Source organism: Thermococcus sp., assembly GCF_026991495.1.
Classification (GTDB): Archaea; Methanobacteriota_B; Thermococci; order Thermococcales; family Thermococcaceae; genus Thermococcus.
This window is the reverse complement of record NZ_JALXBJ010000088.1, coordinates 77,599-97,242: the sequence shown is the minus strand read 5'-3', so window position 1 is coordinate 97,242 and position 19,644 is coordinate 77,599. Positions and strand designations below refer to the sequence as shown.

General features: G+C 52.4%; 19 protein-coding genes and 1 CRISPR repeat array. Of the genes, 8 read left to right on the top strand and 11 right to left on the bottom strand.

Annotation, left to right across the window (positions count from 1 at the left end):
• The 7 genes from MVB78_RS10870 to MVB78_RS10840 form a co-directional block, all read left to right on the top strand.
• A partial coding sequence (locus MVB78_RS10870; RefSeq protein WP_297491306.1) for a hypothetical protein occupies nt 1-203 on the top strand: 203 nt, incomplete at its 5' end.
• Between the two features lie 290 nt (nt 204-493).
• Nucleotides 494-1,240 (top strand): hypothetical protein, encoded by a 747-nt coding sequence (locus tag MVB78_RS10865; protein WP_297491304.1) that lies wholly within the window; start codon nt 494-496, stop codon nt 1,238-1,240.
• Nucleotides 1,237-2,055, top strand: coding sequence for a hypothetical protein (locus MVB78_RS10860; RefSeq protein WP_297491301.1), 819 nt, complete (start codon nt 1,237-1,239; stop codon nt 2,053-2,055). Before MVB78_RS10865 ends, MVB78_RS10860 begins: the two co-directional genes overlap by 4 nt.
• A 220-nt stretch (nt 2,056-2,275) precedes the next feature.
• Entirely contained in the window at nt 2,276-3,553 is a 1,278-nt protein-coding gene (locus MVB78_RS10855; RefSeq protein WP_297491299.1) for an MFS transporter, read from the top strand.
• A 34-nt stretch (nt 3,554-3,587) separates the two neighbouring features.
• The gene (locus tag MVB78_RS10850; protein WP_297491384.1) at nt 3,588-4,727 is read left to right on the top strand and encodes an iron-containing alcohol dehydrogenase; all 1,140 of its coding nucleotides are present in this window, start codon (nt 3,588-3,590) and stop codon (nt 4,725-4,727) included.
• Nucleotides 4,728-4,809: 82 nt separating this feature from the next.
• Nucleotides 4,810-6,038: a CRISPR direct-repeat array (repeat unit 29 nt; unit sequence TTTCAATTCTCTTAGAGTCTTATTGCAAC).
• A gap of 513 nt (nt 6,039-6,551) precedes the next feature.
• The gene (gene cas2, locus MVB78_RS10845; RefSeq protein WP_297491297.1) at nt 6,552-6,809 is read left to right on the top strand and encodes a CRISPR-associated endonuclease Cas2; all 258 of its coding nucleotides are present in this window, start codon (nt 6,552-6,554) and stop codon (nt 6,807-6,809) included.
• Between the two features lie 23 nt (nt 6,810-6,832).
• Nucleotides 6,833-7,570, top strand: a complete 738-nt coding sequence (locus MVB78_RS10840) for a sulfite exporter TauE/SafE family protein (protein WP_297491295.1) — start codon at nt 6,833-6,835, stop codon at nt 7,568-7,570.
• On the opposite strand, the gene MVB78_RS10835 is transcribed toward MVB78_RS10840, so the two are convergent.
• From MVB78_RS10835 to MVB78_RS10785, 11 genes are all read right to left on the bottom strand, one after another.
• A complete protein-coding gene (locus MVB78_RS10835; RefSeq protein ID WP_297491292.1) occupies nt 7,571-8,269 on the bottom strand; it encodes a PD-(D/E)XK nuclease family protein in 699 nt (232 codons plus the stop codon). It lies immediately after the preceding gene.
• A gap of 10 nt (nt 8,270-8,279) precedes the next feature.
• Nucleotides 8,280-9,260 carry a type I-B CRISPR-associated endonuclease Cas1b gene (cas1b, locus tag MVB78_RS10830; RefSeq protein WP_297491290.1) on the bottom strand — a complete coding sequence of 327 codons (981 nt, stop codon included), beginning with the start codon at nt 9,258-9,260 and terminating at the stop codon, nt 8,280-8,282.
• A complete protein-coding gene (locus MVB78_RS10825) occupies nt 9,257-9,430 on the bottom strand; it encodes a hypothetical protein (protein ID WP_297491286.1) in 174 nt (57 codons plus the stop codon). The genes cas1b and MVB78_RS10825 overlap by 4 nt, the downstream gene beginning before the upstream one ends.
• Before the next feature lie 4 nt (nt 9,431-9,434).
• A complete protein-coding gene (gene cas4, locus MVB78_RS10820) occupies nt 9,435-9,944 on the bottom strand; it encodes a CRISPR-associated protein Cas4 (protein ID WP_297491284.1) in 510 nt (169 codons plus the stop codon).
• A 3-nt stretch (nt 9,945-9,947) separates the two neighbouring features.
• Nucleotides 9,948-11,054 carry an ATP-binding protein gene (locus MVB78_RS10815; RefSeq protein WP_297491281.1) on the bottom strand — a complete coding sequence of 369 codons (1,107 nt, stop codon included), beginning with the start codon at nt 11,052-11,054 and terminating at the stop codon, nt 9,948-9,950.
• A 56-nt stretch (nt 11,055-11,110) separates the two neighbouring features.
• Nucleotides 11,111-13,342, bottom strand: a complete 2,232-nt coding sequence (cas3, locus tag MVB78_RS10810) for a CRISPR-associated helicase Cas3' (RefSeq protein ID WP_297491278.1) — start codon at nt 13,340-13,342, stop codon at nt 11,111-11,113.
• Nucleotides 13,342-13,968, bottom strand: coding sequence for a type I-B CRISPR-associated protein Cas5b (gene cas5b / locus MVB78_RS10805; protein WP_297491275.1), 627 nt, complete (start codon nt 13,966-13,968; stop codon nt 13,342-13,344). Before cas5b ends, cas3 begins: the two co-directional genes overlap by 1 nt.
• A gap of 4 nt (nt 13,969-13,972) precedes the next feature.
• Entirely contained in the window at nt 13,973-15,061 is a 1,089-nt protein-coding gene (cas7i, locus tag MVB78_RS10800; protein ID WP_297491272.1) for a type I-B CRISPR-associated protein Cas7/Cst2/DevR, read from the bottom strand.
• Between the two features lie 3 nt (nt 15,062-15,064).
• Nucleotides 15,065-16,480, bottom strand: a complete 1,416-nt coding sequence (gene cas8a1, locus MVB78_RS10795; protein ID WP_297491381.1) for a type I-B CRISPR-associated protein Cas8b1/Cst1 — start codon at nt 16,478-16,480, stop codon at nt 15,065-15,067.
• Between the two features lie 7 nt (nt 16,481-16,487).
• Nucleotides 16,488-17,324, bottom strand: coding sequence for a CRISPR-associated endoribonuclease Cas6 (gene cas6 / locus MVB78_RS10790; protein WP_297491270.1), 837 nt, complete (start codon nt 17,322-17,324; stop codon nt 16,488-16,490).
• Nucleotides 17,325-17,436: 112 nt separating this feature from the next.
• On the bottom strand, nt 17,437-18,135 hold the full coding sequence (locus MVB78_RS10785) for an acetate--CoA ligase family protein (RefSeq protein WP_297491267.1): 699 nt from the start codon (nt 18,133-18,135) through the stop codon (nt 17,437-17,439).
• A 150-nt stretch (nt 18,136-18,285) separates the two neighbouring features.
• On the opposite strand from MVB78_RS10785, the gene MVB78_RS10780 reads away from it, so the two are divergent.
• Complete coding sequence (locus tag MVB78_RS10780) at nt 18,286-19,596, top strand: DUF4139 domain-containing protein (protein ID WP_297491264.1); 1,311 nt, start codon at nt 18,286-18,288, stop codon at nt 19,594-19,596.
• Nucleotides 19,597-19,644 lie beyond the last annotated feature (48 nt).

Genomic DNA, 19,644 nt, shown 5'->3' with positions numbered 1-19,644 from the left:
GTGAGGTGGTAGGCATGTACTGCCCGCCCAGGAAGAAGGCCCGGCCAGGGAGAGAGGTCGAAGAGGAAGAGGGGGATTTTGAGCCCCTCGACGCCGTTGAGGAGGCCTACGAGGACTGGGACGAGGAAGAGGGGTGGGACGAAGAGGAAGAAGAGTGGGAGGACGAGGAAGACTACGACGAGGACTGGGATGACGAAGACTGAAATCCTCCCACTCTTTTTTCATGCTGTCAGGATTCGTCCTGTTGCTTGGTGATGCTGGCTTCAGGATGTGATATGACCAGAGGGTTTCCATCGACTTAACACCTCAAGGGCGGTTTTTGAAGGATGCCTTACGGTGTCAATCCTCTAAGGTGACGTGGTAACGTTCACGATTGAGTGACCTCCACGAGATATTACTACACTATAGAGTTTAAAAGGGTTCGGTGGACCCTTGGATGGTTAGGCCAAAAAGTATATAAACGAGTGAGATATATAGCAGTCTGGTAGTTATTATGAAAGTTCGGTACTGGCAGGTTGCAGTGCCGCTGGCGTTTGTAGCATTTTTGATAGCGGCACACTACTCTACTGCAGTGCCTCATTCTAGTACCGGCCCAGAGTATGTGGACTCAATGATGCCGGAGAGCCTTTTGAAGGAGGTACACTCCTTTAAGCCCCCGAACACCACGAAGATAATTGACCCCCCATGGATCAAGGAGCGTCTTAAGAATGGAACTCCCATAGCCCTGGAGTCCCTGACACCTGAGCAGATAGTAGAGAGGGGCCTCGGGATAATAAAAATCTCGATAGTCAGCCCAAAGGAGAGCACCATCTATGCAAAGCCCGGGGAGAAGATACCTGTTGAGGTCAGGATAACCTACCTGGGGGGTTCCAAAGCGCCGAATGAGATACAAGTTTACGTAAACAGCCCACATGGGATAAGGGAGCGTATTTTCGTTTGGAACGAGTACGTTAATAAGAAGAAGCTTCCGAAAGCCCTCGACACGCCCGATTTCAGGTGCCCGGCTGGATACGATGTACCCGTGGACATGCTGTTTGAGTTTGATAACAAGCCAATTACCCTAAAAAAGAACTCCAGCGTGGTCGTGAAGGGATACCTCAAGATTCCCGAGTTCATAAAAGGCGGGCAGTACTATATTTCACCAAGTGTCTCAATACCCCACGAATACTACGGCAGGAGTGTAGTGGGAACCGTCGAGGACTCTCGTCGGGTTACTGTAACTGGGGGTGGGGATGAATGAAAAAGCCCCTTGTACTTCTTGGAGTGATTTTCATTCTAATTTCCGCAACGGCGGGAGTAGTTTACAGCAGTAACGCCTACATAGGGGGTTATTATACTGGAGCTGTAACAACTACAAAAGTCGTGGAGATGCACACTACCTTTCAAGTAAACCCTAACGATATACCCTCTGGAAACAGGGTTTCTTCAGTGCTATCTGTCGCTGGAGGTTATTCAAGCCCCGATGGGATCGTTATTTCTAATTTCGTTTATCAAGCAGACTGGGAAGTCCATTCAGATGGAAAGTACATAATGCAGTGGAATATATGGGATTTGAGAACTGGGAGAGTATACTACTCATTTGGAGAGTACCTAGGGGAAGCCCCAATAGACCTTGCGGTGAGAATATCTATGTCTAGTACCACAGTAACTTTTACATTCATGGCTGACGGGGAAAAAGTGTGGGAAGTACCCATATCGAAGGGGGATATTGGTACACCAGATCAATTTTTCTTAGTTGGTACTGACGGCACTGCAAAGTTCTTCCAGTTCGGAACTGAGTCAATAGGAGAACCGGTAAGTGCTCCGTGGTCTGTCTATCAATACAGCATATACTACGATTCGACTTACGGGTATACATGGAGAACCACATACAGCACTCAAGGGAACGTTGCTGAGATAGTACCAGGTTATGTAATTGGAGGTTTAGAGTACCCAGGCGTTGACTTCAAGTATTATCCCTCCTCGTACCCATACGAGATGGGAACGCTGGAATGGTACTGGAAAGGCGGGAATTATGTACTGCCGCCAGACACATATCTGTTCGCCGGTCCATAGCTAATTTCTCTTAGATTTTGTATTATTTTGTCTTTCTTCTGGTTCATTTAATATCTGGCTTAGGGTTTAAAAAAGTTGTATTTAGATTTCACCATATAACCTTTAGTGGCTCAGGGCATTTTCCCAAAGTACTCATGAACGCACATCCTACCTATTTTACCCAAACAGTACCTCTTTTTTAACCACAACTTTTTAAACCCCTCTTCTTCCCCCACACGGGGTGAGAGTTTTGAAGGGCCGCCCGCGGAAGAGGAGACAGACAACCCTTAAAACCCTGGAAAAGGGGCGGCAGATGAAGCACAGGCCCGACCCGGGCAGGTGGTTCTACTCCTTTGTTCCTTTTAGGGCCTCAACGGGCGGGGCCGCGCCCTTGATCCCGCTCCTCACGATGAGCGTTGGCGGCGGTCCGGCCGATGTCGGGGCCGTGAACGCGGTGGGGAGTACGGCCTCAATGCTGGGTGGCCTCTTCTGGGGTAAGCTGAGCGACAGGCTGAACAGGAGGAAGGCCTTCCTCTTGGCGGGTTTTCTCGGCACCGCCGTGACCTCTATCCTCTTTGCCCTCGTAAAGAACGTCCCCCAGGTTATGCTTGTGAACGCCCTCTACACCTTCTTCATAGCCGCGACGATACCGGTTCCCATCCTCATAATAACCAAGGTCTTCCGCCTTGAGGACTGGGACTACGCGATAGGGAGGTTCAACGAGATAGGCGGCTGGGCGTGGGTGGCCGGCATGATCCTCGGCCTGGCGATGGCCCAGATCCTGAGCCTGAGGGAAATATTCGTTGTCTTGGGGATCATCGGTCTGCTGTCCTTTCCCTGGGGGGCCAAGACTATAAAGGAGGTTCCCCTGCACCTTGACAGGCGGGTCCTTGGAATGTACACCGGCTACGTGGTTGAGAAGTTCAGGTACCTGCCCAACATGATAACCCACCTGCCGAGGTTCTCCACAGGGGGCTTTGGGAGGCTCTACATTTCGACGGTTCTCTTCTGGGTCGGGGCTATGCTCTACTTCACCCAGTTCCCGGTTCTTCTGAAAAGCAGGGGACTGGGCGCGACTGAGCTCTACGTCATGAGCATAGCCAACTCCGCCGTTTCAGCCTACATGTACACCCGCGTGGGACTGAGGCTGAGGGAGAGCGGGGGCTATGGGGCTCTCAGGAGGGGCCTGGGCCTGAGGGGAGTTGCGTTCCTCTTACTGATGCTGTCGGGTTTTACTAAAGGATCCCTCTTCCTCATCTTAGCGTTTATCTCCTACTTCATAGCGGGCTACACGTGGTCGTACATAAGCGTCTCAACGTCCTCGATAATCTCCCACAGGGCACCGCCGGAGAAGCGCGGGTCTCTGATAGGCGCCTACAACCTTGTCAGCTCCCTGGGAGCTATAATCGGTAACCTGATGAGCGGGCTGATTGTTGAGGAGTTTGGATTTACCCCCAACTTCGCGCTGGCAGCGGGTACGGTACTCGCGGCCCTCCTCCCCATCCTCCGAGAACGTTAAAAGCCCTAACGCGCAACCGCAGATGGTGGGGACAATGTTCTGGCTGAAAACAAGGATAGTTGAGGGGAAGGGGAGTCTAAGCTCCCTATCAGGAGAACTCCGGGGGCACGAGCGCGTTCTTATCTTGGCTTCAAGATCAATGAAGAGACACGGCTTCCTGAAAGAGGCGGAGGACTACGTGGAGGAAGCGGGAGCGGAGGTCTTCTCAATCCCCGGAGTTCCATCCGAGCCGAGCGTTGAGACTGTCGAGGAGCTCCTCCCCAAGGTCCGGGGAGAGTTCAGGCCCGATGCCCTCGTTGCCCTCGGCGGCGGTAGCGTCATCGACACCGCCAAGGCCCTAAAGGTCTTCTACGACGCTCTGGAGCTCAGCTTTGATGAGATAGCTTTCATAGACCGCTTTTCGAAGCCCAAGCCGGTTCCCAAGCTCAGAACTCCGCTCATAGCAATACCCTCGACGAGCGGCGCGGGAAGTGAAGTCTCTGCCGCGGCAGTCCTCAAGAGGGGTGGCGCAAAGTACAACATCGTGAGCCCGGAGGTGGCACCGGAAGCAGCGATCCTCGACCCGAGGCTGCCCGAGACGATGCCTGCAGAAGTTGCCAGGAACTCGGGGTTAGACGTCCTCGTTCACGGGGTGGAGGCCTACACGACGAAAGTTGCCAATCCCTTCAGCGACGCAATGGCAATAAGGGCGATAAAGACGGTTTTCGAGTGGCTTCCTAAGTCGGTTGATGGCGATCCGGAGGCAAGGGAGAAAGTTCACTACGCGGCAACAATGGCGGGAATAGCCTTCCTGAACGCGCGCCTCGGCCTGGCCCATGCAATGAGCCACAAGGCGGCGTGGATAGGGCCCCACGGCCTCCTCAACGCGGTTCTCATACCATACGTGATGGAGTTCAACGCGGGCAGAAGCGAGTACGCGAGGAGGCGCTATGGGGAGATAGCGGTGGAGCTCGGACTGAAAGGTGCCGAAGACCTAATCCAGGCGGTTAGAGAGCTCAACAGGAGGCTCAACGTCCCGAGCCTGGGGGAGCTGGTTGACGAGGAGAGGTTCACCTCAAGGCTGGAGGAAATGGCCGAGAGGGCCTACCGCGACGGGCTGATGGCCTTCAACCCTGTGGAGGCAAAGCCCGAGGAGATAAGGGAGCTCTATCTGAAGGCATTTTACGGCGAGTGAGCCTTGTCTTTCTCATGCTTTCAATTCTTCCAGCCCGGGGCTTGTGCAACGTTTAAAAAATCGGCAGCGATGTACGCGTGTCATTTCAATTCTCTTAGAGTCTTATTGCAACAGGAGCAGAAGAAGGGGAAGCAGAAGAGCTTAAGCGAGGTTTCAATTCTCTTAGAGTCTTATTGCAACAGATTGTCGAGTACATCAAGAAGAAGGGCAGAATGGGAGTTTCAATTCTCTTAGAGTCTTATTGCAACGCACAAGTGAAGCTCCCGGTCAAGGCGCCAAAGGGGTTTCAATTCTCTTAGAGTCTTATTGCAACAAGGGCGTTGCAGACGAAGAATGGGGCACTGTTTATCGTTTCAATTCTCTTAGAGTCTTATTGCAACGTCAGCAGGTAAGCGTATTGCAGCGGTATCGCAAAGGTTTCAATTCTCTTAGAGTCTTATTGCAACCTGCTGTGCAAACTCGACGAACTTCTGCACGTAGTCTGTTTCAATTCTCTTAGAGTCTTATTGCAACGCACAAGTGAAGCTCCCGGTCAAGGCGCCAAAGGGGTTTCAATTCTCTTAGAGTCTTATTGCAACATTTCCTGCCCCACGTGGTCGTAGCAAACCACGCCTGTTTCAATTCTCTTAGAGTCTTATTGCAACGAATTCCCTTCCCTTTTATTTCAAACTCTGTCGGTTCGTTTCAATTCTCTTAGAGTCTTATTGCAACCATCTCCATAGCCATCTTCGTCTTCATCAGCTCCTTCGTTTCAATTCTCTTAGAGTCTTATTGCAACAGCACGTGAAGAAGGCGTGAGCGTCGCCGAACTCGTCGTTTCAATTCTCTTAGAGTCTTATTGCAACTCTGCTCTTCCGCTTCTTGCGTTTCTTATTTTTCTCGTTTCAATTCTCTTAGAGTCTTATTGCAACGGCGGGGATTAGTGCGAGTTTGATGAAGCCTCTGATGAGTTTCAATTCTCTTAGAGTCTTATTGCAACCCGCCGTGGCAAGCTGCATGTGATAAGTTTGAGCCGCGTTTCAATTCTCTTAGAGTCTTATTGCAACCTGTATAAAAGTAGACCAGAAGGTAGCTATAGTGTAAGTTTCAATTCTCTTAGAGTCTTATTGCAACATGTGGACTTCGCCGTTCACTTCTTCTGGAGCATCTGTTTCAATTCTCTTAGAGTCTTATTGCAACAGAGCCGAGAGCTTGTTCATCACGATGTCTAACTCGGTTTCAATTCTCTTAGAGTCTTATTGCAACAATGCTGTTAGAGAAAAAGGCAGTAGAATTAGCCCAGTTTCAATTCTCTTAGAGTCTTATTGCAACAGGGCGGCTTTTTCCTCCTTTCGCCCTACAAAACAATAAGAACCCTCGGATCTTATAAGCTTTTCCTCAAAGGGGCCTCGGAAAAGCCCTGAGACAGCTGGATTTCCACCCGCTAAAAGACCGGGCTCGGCAGATAGAGCTACCCCGTAAGGGCCTTCCCCGAGTGCTCTTTTATGTGCGCGGGACTTCCGGGGGAAAGAGAGGCGCTTAAACCGATTGAAACAAGATTTGAGCTCTTTAATTCAAAAATATGCCGGTTTCCACAGGGATAACAGGTACTTCGCCCTTCCCCACTTCCCGTCCAGAACTTTGAAAAAATTTCGTTACATTTTATCCAGGATCATGTAACTTGTTATCAAATATTAACCGAGGGTTACTAAAGACCTCCAGAACCTCCACGGGAGAAGTTTTTCAGAAAGCTGTCTCCATAGGTGAGGTTTTGGGATGTGGGGCCATCTAAGCGTGATGCGGAAAGACCTAAAACCTCTGGGCCCTATCTCCAGTGGTGGTGGCATGTACATAGTCATCGTCTACGACGTCTCCGCCGAGCGGGTCAACAGGGTGAAGAAGTTCCTCAGGCAACACCTCCACTGGGTTCAGAACAGCGTCTTTGAGGGGGAGGTAACCAGGGCCGAGTTTGAGCGCATAAAAGCCGGACTGAGAGAGCTCACAGACGAGGAAGAGGACTCCCTTGTCATCTACAAACTCCGCTCGATGCCCGAGAGGGAGGTACTCGGCGTGGAGAAGAACCCTCTTGAGGACATCATTTAAACTCCCCTCACCCAACTCCCCCCATGAACCCCCTACTCCTTGCCGGTATCACGGGCCTCGCCTTCCTCGGCGGTTTCATCGGCTCCATGATGAGCGGGGGCAGTTTAGTGGTCTTCTTCATCCTCACGCTCCTCGGTCTCCCCGTTAAGACCGCCGTCGGGACGCTGAAGATGGTCATAGCTGGCTTAACCCTTGTCTCCTCCCTCGAATACCTCAGGGCGGGCGTTCTTGAGGTGAGGTTCGCCTCGGCTTTGATAGCCTCGGCCTGTACCGGGGCCCTAATCGGGAGCTCTGTTCTCCTCACGGTTCCCGATAAAGTTGCGGGGCTCATCGTTGCTGTTTTCCTCCTCATGGGTTCCTACTTCACGCTCCGCGGGAAGGGCACCGAAAAGCCCGTCCTGAGCGGTCTGCTTTCCCAGATCACCGTCGGCTTTGCTCTCGGCTTCTACATCGCCATCCTCGGCGAGGCCTCAACCCTCGTCACGATAACGGCCCTGGGCCTCTTCTTCAGGCTCGATATCCTGAGGGCCAACGCCACCGCGAAGCTCCTAATCTTCTTCACGAACCTGATTGCCTTCACTGGATATGCCCGCGGTGGGTCGGTTGAGTTCACCCTCGGCCTGCTCCTCCTCGTCCCAGTTGCCCTCGGCTCGTGGCTCGGCGCGAGGACTGCGGTGAGAATAGGTGGGCGGGCCTTGAAGGCTATCTTCCTATCGCTCGTCATTGCAACTTTCATCGGCCTTTTAGGAACGCTCCCCTGATTACTCCTCCTCGACGAGCCACTTCCTGTCTATTGCCCCGCATATCGGCCTGAAGGGACAGGAACGGCAGACCCACTTCTTGTTCCCGACGGTTGAAATCCACGTCGGAAACCTTCCGCGCTCAAGTTCCTCGACGGCCTCTATGACCCTCTCTGCCCGCTTTATGAACCTCCTGAAAAGCCCCTCATCGAAGGCCACCTCGAAGACCCTGAATTCGAGCCCGTTCCTGTCGAAGATGTAAATGTAGCCCCTCTCCTTCTCTAACATGCCCATGTAGGCGTTTATCTGCTCCACCCACTCCTTTGAGGGCTCCGCGTGTTCGAGGTCATGGTTCTTCTTTACTCTGGGGGAGTCGCGGTCTTTCTTCTCGAAGCCCATGAACTTGAACTCAAGGACGTAGGGCCCTTTAACGGCGTCCACCCTGCCGACGAGCTTCCAGCCGTCCCTCAGCTCGTACTCAACCGGAACTTCAAACTCCGCCCCTTTCACGACCTCCCCGAGCCATCCGTGAAGGGCTGAGCCTATCCTGGCCTCCCAGCTCTTCGACGGGCTGTAGGTGTTGAGGTATATTGAGAGGGCCGTCTTTCTGAGGCAGCGGCTGAGCGACGTCACCCATATCCTCCGCTCGACGGGAGGGTTTCCCGAGACCGCCCTGCGTATCCTCTCGTTGAACTCCTCTATCTCGGCTGGGTGGGGCATTTAGGTCACCTCAGAACCACGCCACCAGAGGCTCATAATCCTTAACCCCAACGAGGTGCTTTATCAGCTTGTAGGCCTCAAGTCTTACCAGCCTCTGCTTCGTGACGTTCTTCTTCAGGCCGGGATGCTTGACGCTCTTGGCCAGCTCGCGGTTGTAGTGCTCTAAGACGAGCCTCATCCCCTCTTTCGTTAGCAGGACGCCGTTGAGCTCGCTCCGGAAGTGCTCCCTCTTGATTATCCCCTGCTTCACGAGGCGAGTTGCTATTCTGTCCGCTATAATCGGCTTGAAGATTTCGCTCAGATCCAAAGCTAAGGAAAACCTTCGCTCACCGGGCTCGTGGAGGTAGCTCACCGTCGGGACCAGCTGGGTGTTGTAGAGCTCGCTCACGATGGTGGCATACAGGCGGGAGTTGAGGAAGCTTACCAGCGCGTTCATCTCGTTCCCCGGTGGCCTTCTGGTGCGTTTGACTATCTTAAAGCCCTCGGGCAGGTGCTCGTCCCAGCGGGTGTAGTACTCCTGCCTGATCCTCGCCTCGACGTTCATGACGTCGGTTATCTTTCCGGCCTCCTCCAGCTCCCCGAGGAGTCCCTCAAGCTCCTCAGCAAATCCTTTTGCGACCTTCCAGCGCTTCAGATTGCGCTCCATGTTGAGGGCCGAGCCTTTGACGAATAGCTTGGCGAGCCTCAGCCTCTTCTCCCCCCTCAGATAGTGCTCGGCCTGCTTTATCACGAGGTCTCCGGAGTGGAGCTTTTCCCTTGGATAAAACGAGCCGTCGTAGTAGCCGTAGTGGTTGAAGAAGTGAACCGCTATCCCTTTCTGGGCAAGGAAATGCAATGCTTGAGAGCTTATGTTCACGTGACCGTAGATGTAGATGTCGTATATCCCCTCAATTGCCAGGGGCTTCCTCCCGTTGGCGTTCTCGAAGTATAGGGTGTTCTCCCTCCGGAAGAGGTTTCCGTCCGAGAAGAGGGTGAGGGAGCGTTTTCTCATCTTCTTTCACCGTTGTGAGCGTTCTTTGCTTTCTTCTCTTTCTCTGGTCCTTCTTTTGGGAAGCCCTCAATTTCCCCAACGCATTCGTCAAAGCCCTCTATTATGGATTTCTCGATATCTTCGGGGAAAAGACGCTTTCCCAACCGTAGAGTTCTTCTTTTCACTCCCACCACCTCATACCCAGCACAGCTCGTAGTAGGCGCATTTTTTGCACTTCTTTGATTTGACCGGCTCCGGCGGAGCGGGCAGTGATTTCACCCTCTGGACCTCGCGTATGGCAGCTTCCACTTCCTCCTCGCGGCCGTCCAGCGTTATCTCCTTCGTCTCGTTGAGCTTCGGGTAGTGGAGAACCGCTTTCGCTTTGATGCCGAGCCGCTTGAGATAGTAGAGGTAATAGAGCGCCTGCATCTCGTGGGCCCTCTCCATTGATTTTCCGAGCTTGACCTCGTGCACCTCTATGACGTCCCCCTTCCGGATGAAGTCTATCTTTATGCTTCCTATCTGGACCTCCTTCTCCTCGTTCCCGTAACGTCTCTCGTGCAGGAACTTCCCGAGGTCGACCCACTCGTTCTCCCCTTCCATAGTGATGCCGTGTGAGAAATACCAGAGCTTGGTGGGGCAGATGAAGAGGTAGTTGATTTCCGTGCCGCCGATGAGGAGTTGGTCAAGGGGGTATTCCTCCATCTTTCAGCCCTCGCTTATCCTGAGTATCCAAAGCTCAAAGAGGGGATTTTCTATCAGGTATTTTCCGTTTTCCCGCACTATCAGCTCCTTTTCTTTAAGGGCCCTCAACGCCGCTTGGACCGTTGAAGTCCTTTCAAATCCATATCGGTTAAGGAAATCCCTTGAGTAAAGGTCGCTCTCGTTCCGCGCTATCGCAACGAGGAGCCTCCGCTGGTTAATCGTCAGGGAGTCCCACATTTCCTCAAAGAACTCTGCGGTTTCGTTGAGTATCTCTTCAAGGGCCTTCTCCAGGTCTCCCTCTGATATCTCTTTCTTCTTTGAGAGGAGGGCGTTCAACCACAGTCGGTAGCACAGCATCTGCGTGTAGTGGGGGTGTCCTTTGGTTATCCTCAGCACGGAATCTATCAGCTCGCTGTCGACCTCAAGCCCGCTCTCCCTGAATTTGTTTTCAATGAAGGGTCTGAACTTCTCCTCCGGGATTCTCCTGAGGACCATGTGCATCCCAAAGTTGTAGAAGGGACTGCTGGGAGACTGGAATATCTCGCGCATCATCCCCTGCTTGCTCCCCACGAAGACGTAGGTTACTTCCTTATGCTTCTGAAACTCGGCGCGCATCTTTGGGAGAACGTCTTTTCCGAGGTTACTCACCTCTTGGAATTCATCGAAAACGACCACGATTCTCTTCCCCGTGATCTCCGCGAGGCGCTTTGGTAACTTTAGAGCCTCTTCGAAGGCGGCGTTTTCCTCCCCCACTACGAACTCCACACCGAGTCTTTTTCCGATGATGATTCTGGGCGTCGTCGTTTTAAACAGTTTCCTCAGGAACTCCTCTACTCGGCCTTTCCACGTCCTTATCGCCGCTGAGCTTATTCTCTCGGCGAGCTCTTTCTTGGTGAGGACTCCCGAGCAGTCAACTTCTATCGGATACACGTTCTCCCCAAGTTCCTCCAGGGCAATGCTCACGAGGGAACTCTTCCCATAGCGCCTCGGTGAGTATATGATAACGTTCTGACCGCCCATTATGGCTATTTTGAGCTTTTCGAGCTCCTCTTCCCTGTCTGCGAAATGCTCCCTGCCCACTTTTCTCCCATAGACGAAGGGTGGCTTCATTACACCTCCACCTGTAACAGTATTTAGTGTAGTGAATTTTATAGTTTTTGGTATAATTACAGGATGTCCCCCGCAGACAGGGGCTCCTTTGAGAGGCCTGTTTCCGGGCTATACTCAAGCTCGGCAACGAGGACATGTTTTCCTATGCCCTTATCGCTGAGCCTGTGGAAGTTCTCTTTCTCAGCCCAGTAAAGCCAAATTGGTATTGGGACGAGATAGCGGTATGCTTCAATTCCCATTCCCCTGTTGAGAAGCTTGAGCACTTCACCAGCGTAGGTGCTTGGAATGGCCTCTACTCCGTTGAACATCTCATAGAATTTCCTCTCATCTTCTCCCCCCTTAAGAGGTTTCACGCTGTTAAAGACTTCCTTTGCAAGCTTTTTGTAGCCCTGAACCTTTTCGGTCAGTTTCTTCGAAATTTCTGAGTATGCAGTGCTGACGAGTTCTGGAATAAGCGATTCCTTTAGTTCCTTTCCATCGAGTTCTCTTAGAATCTTGACGCTCTCCTCTACCACTTGGTAGTCTTTGTAAATCTTCCTGTCGGCCTCAGAACCCTGAGTTAGGACGTAAACGTCCTCTATTTTTCCCTCACTCCATCCCCCTCTGTTCACCCTTCCAAAGCGCTGTATAAGTGCATCGAGAGGGGCGGGTTCCGTCAGTATCGTTGAGAAGCTCACGTCAAGCGAGACCTCTACTACTTGAGTAGCAACTACGAAGTCGTAATCCGTCATCCTCTCTAAGAGCGCCCTCTCCTTGCTCTCCCTGTCGCCGTGAGTGAACCTGCTGTGAAGTAGCAGGACTCTGAACCCGTTCTCTCTGAGGGCTTTGTAAGTGGCAACGGCTCTATCAACGCTGTTACAGGCTATGAGAGCAGACCTTGAGGTATCCTTTACCCTCTGATAGAGCCCCAGCTCTGGAATAAGCTCTTCAATGGAGTCCATGCTTCCATCAATGACGTGAACCCTATGGCGGGTGAATTGATCTGCCTCCTCGGGAGGAGCTTTTAACTCCCCAAAGGGCAGAGTTTCTTTAATTAAATCCTCCAAGAAGTCCGGCAGTGTAGCCGTCATTACCATGACTTTTGACTTCAGTGGGGCAACTTCCTCAAGCATTGCCAAGATTATGCCGAGGACGTTCGGTTCGTAGGCGTGTATCTCGTCAAAAATTAGGAGTGAGCCTGCCAGTTCCGTTTTTAGCATTTCGTGGAATCCGACACCAAAGAATGCCTTCATAAGCTGAAACGGCGTCGTGACTTTCAGAGGGGTGTATATTTTTCTGTAGAGGGAGCCGAGTCTCCTGTATTCCAAGGAAGAGGAGTAAAGATAGAAACCTGCTGAGCTATGGAGAACTCCTACTAATGAAGGGTCTGAGAACAGCCCTATGAGTCTCCTGTGCATTGCATTTATACTTGCCTTGTAGGGGAGGATGTAGAAAATCCTGCTCGCTATCTTTCCTTCACTTCTGAAGGCGTTTTTATTAGCCCATAGTAGCCCAGCCTCGGTTTTTCCATAGCCAGTGGGAGCCCTCAAAATGAGGTTTCCTACATGCTGTGAGGCCTTTATCTGGAGAGGGCGAAGCTTTTCGATTGGAATCTTGAGTTCAAGTCTTTCCCCGATGTCCGGAAGGAGCGCAATGGAAGTTTCACCCGCTGAAGCAAGGTGATCGGAGGCGTTTAAGAGACCCCGCATAAACGTCAGGGTGAGCCTTTCGTTATTGGTGTGCTCTTCGTACCACTCCTTCAGGGCCTGGAAGTCGAAGTCCCGGAGCCTTTCCCGCCAGTCAAGAGGGAGTTTAAACCTCTTGGGGGGCCGTTTAGTGCCGAAGTAGTACGCCTCCATGTTCGGAATCCTTGGTATGAACATCCGCTCCAGATATTCCGCCCTCTCCAGAAGCTCCTCTATCTTTTCGTAGAACTCCGGGGAAAGCTCCTCACCACCCAGCGGGAGAATAGGGTCGAGCTCGTCGAGGGTCTTGTGGTGCGTGAGTACCGCCAGCTCTATGATGTTCTTCTCCCGCTCCCCATAGTCCAAAAACTGGACGAACGGGACTGAGAGAAGCTCGTGGCGGTAGCCCCATCGCTTCCTCTGAAGTCCTGATTTCTGAAAACCTGAGGCACATTTACCGACATCGTGAAGGAGAACTGCATAGAAGGAAAGTTCAAAGATTCTTGGAGAAAGCTCTTCGAGCCAGTGAAATGAGTTTTTCAAGCTTTTCAGGACGTTGATGGCATCGAGGGTATGGCACTCAAGGAACTGGTGGGGATTGAACTTGGCGTAGCAGAGCTTCATTAGCTCCACCTGTGCAGGTAAACTCCGATGTCCAGCTCCGGATCATAGAGAGCCCTGGCAGTTTGTCTCCTTCTTTCCACAAGTGTCCCTGGAAACGGGAGAACTACGAAGGGCTTAACCAGCTTTGCCCTCCTTGGAACGCTGGAGTAGTCGTATTCGACGACGAGCGAGTGGATCATTCCGGGAAGACCGAGGTTTATCGGGATGACTGTGCCTCCCAGCGGGGCCTCTTTCTCCTCAAGTTCAACCGCTTTTATCTCCTCAACTGTTGCAACGTCGCTTGACCTTCCTAGGAGGAGCTGATAGCAGGGCCTCTTGAAGTGTTCTTTCCAGTAATCAGTGAGATACAGGTAGAGTTCCACGTTGTAGTGGAATTCACGTTTCATTATGTCCGTTTCGACTTTTCCGAGGGCGTATATTTTCTCAAGATCAACTCCTCTGCCACCGCTTTTGAAGACGTAGCCAACGTAGGGAAGCTCGCTCAGATATACTGGTTCTCCCTTTGCAGCCGAGAGTATCCCTTGAATTGTGGACGGCGGTGGAACTGGGAGTGTAGGCTGGTATCCCGACTGGAAAGTGGGAAAGCGGAAGGACGCAGTCCAGGCCTTAAGCTTCACCCTTATCATCGGCTCACCCGTAGTAGGCTTCGATTTCCTCCACGAACCCTTCGATGGCGTCTTTGACACTTCCCTTAACGATATCCAGTCCGTTGGCCTTAAGCTTCTCTTCGATGTCATTTATATCCCAGCCGAGGGACTTGATAAAGCCCTCATCATAGCCAATGTAGAGCTTTGCACCCTCTGGAATAACCTCTTTGAGGTCTTTGAGCCTCTTTGCAAGTGCCTCCGCGTCGAACTTTACCTCCCCGCTTTCTTCAAAAACGACGTCGCTTATGAAGGGGTTTATTCCTGCGTTGATGTTGAGTAGGAGGATGAACTTGGGAGTTACGTCGGTGTGGTACTGCGTCTGCTTTGCCCCGCCGGTGAGGAAGCGGAGGGCTTTTATCGTCTCGCTTGCGCGCTTCTTCCTAATGGGGGAGGGCATTATCCATTCCTTTTCTCTCTTCTCAACTCCAAGTTCTCTCGCAAGTTTTTCCATTTCTTCTATTTCCTTTACGATTTCTTCAGTTCCCCTCTTGGGTTTGCCGTTCTTATCCTTTGGAACGTCATCCCTCGTCAGCAGGTTCTTAAAGCCTGCCTTGCTGATTATCGTGAACCTTCCAACAGCGTCAAGGTCGAGGGAAAAGGCACCTTTGAGGACGGTGGAATAGAACTCCTGGCTGTAAGGAACAGGGTCGCCTTCGTGTCTGGATGCATAACCCTCATCAACTGTAAGGGAGTTCCTGTCGGGTAAGACGGAGATAAGCGGAGTGTTTTTTAACGGCGAGACCCTCGTTACGGTAACGTTAACTCCACCCTTCTTGAAGGCCCTCATGTAGCCGAAGACGTCATCGTCAGGATACTTGAGGGGATTTGCTGCGGTGAACACCTGTTTCTGCTCGCGGTAGAGCGGGGAAAGTTCCCAGTTAAAGTGCTCTCTCAACGTTGAGCGCCACCAGTACCTCCAGGCCTGTGGAGAAACATAGGGATAACGCCTTCCACCGCGCTTGAGAGTTTTCACCCTGGTAACGTTCCTGTCCGCGAGGCTCTCGTCTATACCGAGCATGTTAAGCGCCGAGTGTGGCGCGTCTATCAAAACCAAACCTGTCGCAAACCTCATTCTTCAACCCTCCTCAAATTCTTCTTCCTCTTCAGATTCTCCGGTCTCCTCGGGGGAGGCCTTCATTAGCCTGTCATGGAGCTTTTCGTAGATGCGGAAGAGGAGCAGGTTCTTGACAGTCTTCCATGATACGTTTAAGTCCTCGCCGTAGCTGGTGAGTATCCGTGCGAAGTCGTCGAAGCTCATCAGGGCTTCCGGTATTCCAAGCTCCTGCCTGTCCTTTTCAACCCTGATGAAGAAACTCTCAAACTGGTAGAGCTTCTCGGCCCTTTCAAGCTCCCTGACGCGCCTTGAGAGCTTGTTGTCTGGCAGTTTTTCTATCGTTTCTACAATCCTATCGGCAACTCCCTTAACAAACTCCAGAGCTTCTTTATCCAAACCCAACACCTCCGAACAGTAAAAGGAGAGGAGATTCCAGCTTGCGTTTGTCCGCCGGTTTGGACGGTCAATGAAGTAATTCAATATGCTCTCACCGTTCAGAAGCCTGCGGTACACATCGTTTTGACAGCTCTTTTCGATTTCCTCCGGTTTTTTGGCAAGCCTCTTTGCACAGCCCCTGTTCCAGCCCATTGAGACTATTCTGGCCCATCCATCTGAGTCACGCTGACTTGCCAAAGCAACGAATCTCACGACAGGGTTTGGGATATAAATAACATCTATCTCCTGCCCCTGATTGTTGTTGACAAAGTAATAGAGTGTTATTGAGGCCCCGCTTAGTTTACCTAACTCTATGTTCCTGCCTATTTCACTAAGCTTCTTGAAGAGAAAGTTCTCCGGCCTCTTAAAGTTCCTAGCAACTGAAGCAAGTTCACTCTTTTTCACATCATCAATGGCCTCTCTGTGGAACTCTAGCATAAGTTCGTAGGGGTAGGCATGGATTATCAGAATCCTTGAGAGGCGGTAAGCCACTAAAGGCATCATCTGGGCAAGGAAGAGACAGTGAGAGCATATGTTTGCACCATCTTTTCCCGAGGGGAAGTAGTTTGGGACACCTCCAGTTCCAACTAGGGGAAAGTCTGACCTATACACAGGTTTTGAACGTGCGTGTCTTCTTCCGCAGATTTCACACATTGGTGCATTTGGATCTTCATTCTCATAGAGGAGGGAAAGCAGATTTGTCTTTATAGCTTCTGGTGTGCGTTTCTTGGACATACTGGGATTGGCCATGAGGATCCCGCTGTTTGGAAGCATCATGGCGTGGATGTAACCTGAACTCCATTCTTTTCTTGAGTAGAGCCTTGAAGCGAATTTAATTGCTTCCTCAATATCCTCTTCTGTTAGCTCTTCCGGTCTGTTCTTCCCGCTGAGCAGAAGAAGAGCAACGAGGCCTGCGTCCGTAAAAGGATGCCCCGTCCAAGTAAATAACGGAGAGTGCTTGTCCCTCGGTGTAGAGATTTCTCCTGTCTTGGAGTTTTCCAGAAACGCATCAATCCTTCTTTCTTTCCCGATCTTTTCCACCTCCTCTCCAGCTCTTCTTCACCCTCGGCTTCCTCCCATCAACCTTCACCATCCCAAACCCAATTGAGTTCTTCTCCCCGAAACCGGCTAAATAACCAACCCTCAGAAGGCCCTCATCCCCCCTAACGCGGAAGACCAGATGCCACGCCCTCTGGTAGATCCCGGGCTTTACCTCGAAGCGCTTCGGCTTGGCGAGGTAAACCTTAACTTCAAGCTCACCGCTCTCGGGCGTTTTTCCCGTTAAAGCTGTGTACTTCTCGATGAGGTTCTCCCTGAGGTGGTCGTAGAACTCCGGGTCTGTAGGTGCCAGATCATAGCTCCTCGGCTTTCCAAAGAGTGGCCTTGTTGTTGAAACCGCTATCGGCGAAAGGGTAACCAGCTTCTTGCCGCTCAGCCTTTCGGGCTCGTAGAGGGCCCTGATCTCCCTCAGGATGAACCGCTCGCCCCATAGCTCAACCTCGGGTTCTTCGAGGAGTCCGCCTATGAAGGCCTCCGCTATCTCCGGGACAGCTGTGGAAAAGTAAAGGTAAGCCCCGCCGCGGCCGAGGAAGTAGGCTCTTCCCTCCAGGAACTCCCTCTCCTCCGTCATGAAGAGGGAGTACGTGAAGAACTTCGGGACTTTGGGATTGTGGAGCTTTAAGCTGAGTTCGGGGTCTTTCCGCTGGATTCTTTGGTAGATGAGTCCCTGGAGGTAGTGCAGGTGGTTGAAGGGAACCCTGTAGGGCTCTCTTCCCGGTAAGAGTCTTATTGCAAAACGCAAGGTCTCACCCCTCATCAGGAAAGTTACAGAATGTATTGGGCTCATTCCTTATAACGCTTTCTCCCGTCCGGAGTAGCGAAGGGCACACGAAAAAGGGTTGATTAGAGGAAAGAAGGCTGAGTAAAAAGTGAGAGCCTGAAATAGAAGGTTAGAGGGCTCAGAGGAGCATCCTCGCGTCAACGGCTATGGCCGAGTCCTCGTAGGCAAATATCGGGTTGATGTCGAGCTCCTTAATCTCGGGAAGCTCAAGGGCGAGCTCGCCGACCTTGACGACGATGTCCGCCAAGGCTTCTATATCCACCGGCTTCTCGCCGCGCGCGCCCGCTAAAATCGGGTAAGCCTTTATCTCCTTTATCATCTCAAGGGCCTCTTCCTTGGTTATCGGAGCGACGCGGAAGCTTACGTCCTTGAGGATCTCGACGAAGATTCCACCGAGACCGAACATCACTGCCGGGCCGAACTGCGGGTCGCGGATCATGCCGACTATGACCTCCTTCCCGAGCGGGAGGAGCTTGTAGATGATGACGCCCCAGAGGTCTGCGTCCGGCTTGTACTTCCTGGCGTTCTCCATTATCTCCCTGAAGGCCTTTCTTGCCTCTTCGTCGCTCTTGATGTTTATCTTGACGCCGCCGGCGTCGCTCTTGTGGATTATCTGCGGGGAGACTATCTTCATAACGACCGGGTAGCCGATCTCCCTTGAGAACTGAACCGCCTCTTCCTCGTTTGTCGCGACCTTGAAGTCCGGGACGGGGATTCCGTAGAGTTTGAGTATCTCCTTCGCCTCGGGCTCAACAAGGGACCTGTCTTCGGCCTTCGCCTTCTCAATTATCTCCTTGGCCTTTCCAACCCTGTCCATAGCAATCACCCCGTAAGCCTGACGGTTGTGAGTAGCCGGGGCCGGTTAAAAGGGTTTCCATCCGGAAACCGGGCCATCACTTCAGTTGAGATTGAAGCTGTCCCGGGGGTATAAATAGGTTGATGAACAAAGGAATTATGGTGGTGTGCCGTGAAGAAGGGTATTGTTGTTCTGGCCGCCGTGGGGGTAATCCTCCTCATGGTGGTGTTTCAGGGCTTCGAGCGGGGGCGCGCTGCGAAGGTCGATACGACGTTGGCGCTCTACGATTCAGCCCAGATAGGAGTTGTGAGCAGGGTTCTTAACCTGAGCCTTGAAAAGGGGGTCAACAGGGTTCCCTTAGAGGAGCTGGCCGGCCTCAACGTTGAGGAGATAACCATAAGGCCGCTCAATTCGAGCGTTGAGTTCCTGGGCCTCTACAGCTCCCAGTCGAGCGAGAACCTCTACGACTCCAACGTCGGCTCCAACGTGGAGGTGAAGCTGAGCTCTGGGGACGTAATAGACGGGAAGTTCCTCGGCCTGAAGAACGGAAAGCTGATAATTGAGGGGGAGAACGGCCTCTACGCCGTGAATCCTGAGGAGTTAGTCTACTTCAGGGCGTCGAGACTTGAGAAAAAGGGCGGGGTCTACGCAAGCTTCCTGGCGGAGAGGGCCGGCACCTACCCAGTTGAGGTGATCTACCGCGTTGGCGGGATGAGCTGGGAGACGAGGTACAAGCTTTACCTCAACGGGAGTACCGCGAGGCTTTTAGGCTTCGTCGTCATCAAGAACCCCACATCCCATGGCTTTGAGAACGCAAAGGTCGTGCTCGTGTCTGGAAACGTGAACCTCTACCAGGGCTCCCCAAGGGAGCTCTACGCTATGGGGGCCAAATCTGGGGAGGTCCAACCATCGCAGGAGCCAGAAAAGGTCGAGGCCTTCTACACTTACCAGTTCGGGGCCATAGACATCCAGCCCGCGAGCACCATGATGTTCCCCTACATATCTGCCCGGACAGGATTCCGGAGGGAGTACCTCTACGAGAGCTGGGCCTACGACAGGAGCGGGCCCGTTTACGAGTCCGTCTCATTCAAAACGGACAAGGTTCTCCCCGCGGGCGTGGTCGAGGTTTACAGCGAGGGCAGCGGTGGAACCATTCTGATAGGAGAGGGACGCATAGGGCACACGCCTAAAGGGGACACAGTGAGGATAGGAATCGGGAAGGACTACGACCTCAAGGGGACGACGAAGATCCTGAGCTACCAGAGGGGCAACGGATGGGCCCGCTACAAGGTTCAGATCAAGATAGAGAACTTCGGCGATGAAAACAGGACCGTGATCGTCAGGCACTACAAATACGGGGGGAAGATGCTGAGCTCAAGCGTGCAGCCCGCGGACGAGACGGGATCCTACGTTGAGTTCAGGCTCGACGTGCCTGTGGGGGGCTCCGCGGAGGTAACCTTCGAATACGAGACCGGCTGGTGAGCCGGCCCTTTTCTGTTTCCGATGGATAACCTTAATAAGCGTCCCCGC